Genomic DNA, 2,088 nt, shown 5'->3' on the forward strand with positions numbered 1-2,088 from the left:
CCGCGCGCATTTCGGGCACGGTTGCGGCGGACGCCCTGTCGCGCCGGACGGCGCGTGGCGCGCTCCGGTTCGGAATGCCGTCGGGCGTTCTCACGGTAGACGCCGACGTCGTGCAATCCGCCAGCACCTGGGACGCGCGATCAGGCTCGTTCTATCGCACCGCGCGCCGTTTGTTCGATGGCCGTGTCTGGGTTCCATCCGCAGACTCAGATTGAAACACGCACATTCGAGACCAAAGCCATCGCCACTGAACAATCACGATACACCGAGGTTCACATGCTTGCTGACACATCTCCGTTGTCCCTCGACTCAATCGCCGCCGGCCCCGCAGCGCGCTTTCTGCGTGAGATCTGGGAGGCCGTCGGCGGCAATCCCGTTCACCTGCGCCATCTGGCGATGACCGGCACAGGCGCGCTGCCCTCTGCGCTCTATGTCACCGATCTCGCCACCGCCGCGATCGGCGCCGCAAGTCTCGCCGTCGCGGAACTGGCGTCCCTGCGGACGGGCGCGTTCCCCTTGGTGCAGATCGATCGCCGGCTCGCCTCGTTCTGGTTTCTCACGTCACTGCGGCCGCAGGGATGGTCGATGCCGCCGCAGTGGGATGCGGTGGCTGGCGACTACCAGGCGGCGGACGGCTGGATCCGGCTGCACACGAATGCGCCACATCACCGCGATGCCGCCATGTCCGTGCTGAAGACGCCGGTCGATCGCGAGGCGGTGGCGCGGGCAGTGGCCAAGTGGGAGGCCGTGGCTCTTGAGACGGCCATCATCGCCAACAACGGCTGCGCGGCCACCATGCGCATGCTTGCCGAATGGGCCGATCATCCGCAGGGGCGAGCCGTCAACGCCGAGCCGCTGCTGCACCGCGCGACCACCGCGGGCGGCAGCCAGCCGCGATGGCCGTGGCTGGCGAACCGACCGCTGCAAGGAATCCGTGTGCTGGATCTGACACGCATTCTCGCCGGTCCGGTTGCAACGCGATTCCTCGCGGCGTTCGGCGCCGAGGTCCTGCGCATCGACCCCTATGGCTGGGAGGAGCCCGGCTCCGTGCCGGAGGTGGTGCTGGGTAAACGCTGTGCGCGTCTCGATCTGAAGAAGGCGGATGACAGGCTGACATTGGAGCGGCTGCTCACGCAAGCAGACGTGCTGGTTCATGGCTATCGTCCTGATGCGCTCGCTCGTCTCGGGCTGAACGCCGTGCGTCGCCGCGAACTCAATCCTGGCCTGGTCGACGTCTGCCTGGACGCCTATGGCTGGACCGGCCCCTGGTGTGGACGTCGCGGCTTCGACAGCCTGATCCAGATGAGCACGGGAATCGCAGACGCTGGAATGCGCGCGATGGGACGCGACCGCCCAACACCATTGCCCGGACAGTCCGTCGACCACACCACCGGTTATCTGATGGCGGCCGCGGCCATTCGCGGATTGGTTGAGCGGCTGCATACGGGACGGGGCAGCGAGACGCGCGCATCGCTCGCGCGAACGGCGTGGCTGCTGGTTTCGGGGGGCAGCCAACCGACCGAAGCAACGCCGCTCGCGCCTGAGCAGCCCACCGATTGGTCCGAAGCGATCGAGCATACCGGCTGGGGACCGGCGCGTCGTGTTCGTCCGCCTGCCTCGATCGAAGGCATTCCAATGTCATGGGACTTGCCCGCTCCCAAGTTGGGATCGTCTTCCGCCACCTGGTCTACAGGCAAGCTTTGACCTTTGTTCTTGAAGTTCAGGAGACGACCTGGGTCGCTGTTATCAGCGGTGACGGCGTTGGTATCGGCGCCGCAGCGGTACTTCGCGGGGTGCAAGTCTCGGATCAGGATCGTCGGCCGGCGACGCTCAGCGATCAACGAGGATGTGAATATCCCGGACGGAGCGAGGTGCTGACGCTCAACGGGTCTTCCGGCTTCGCCGAGTAGGTTGAAGCCGCTCGATTTGAGTGAGCATTCCTGATCATCGACGTTCTCCAGTGTCGTCGGCGGACATGTTTCTCCGGCAGTTTCAAGCCGTCACCAACGCGTCGAGCAGCGACGGCCTGAATTTCACAACTGTGAAAGTGAAGAGACAGAAGCAAAAGTTGTAGATCGCGTCCCTAGC

General features: G+C 65.2%; 1 protein-coding gene and 1 pseudogene. Both read left to right on the forward strand.

All coding sequences use genetic code 11. From position 1 onward, the window contains the following. Positions 1-215, forward strand: a pseudogene (locus AC629_RS43885) (PrpF domain-containing protein); the annotation flags it as partial. A gap of 61 nt (positions 216-276) precedes the next feature. Beyond that, on the forward strand, positions 277-1,704 hold the full coding sequence (locus AC629_RS43890; protein WP_084810787.1) for a CoA transferase: 1,428 nt from the start codon (positions 277-279) through the stop codon (positions 1,702-1,704). The last annotated feature ends 384 nt before the right edge of the window (positions 1,705-2,088 follow it).

Origin of the sequence: Bradyrhizobium sp. NAS80.1 (genome assembly GCF_001908205.1) — a bacterium.
In the GTDB taxonomy this organism is placed as follows: domain Bacteria; phylum Pseudomonadota; class Alphaproteobacteria; order Rhizobiales; family Xanthobacteraceae; genus Bradyrhizobium.

Bases quoted from the DNA above. Each gene is read 5' to 3' on its own strand.
- AC629_RS43890 (WP_084810787.1), top strand. From the start codon at position 277: ATGCTTGCTGACACATCTCCGTTGTCCCTCGACTCAATCGCCGCCGGC.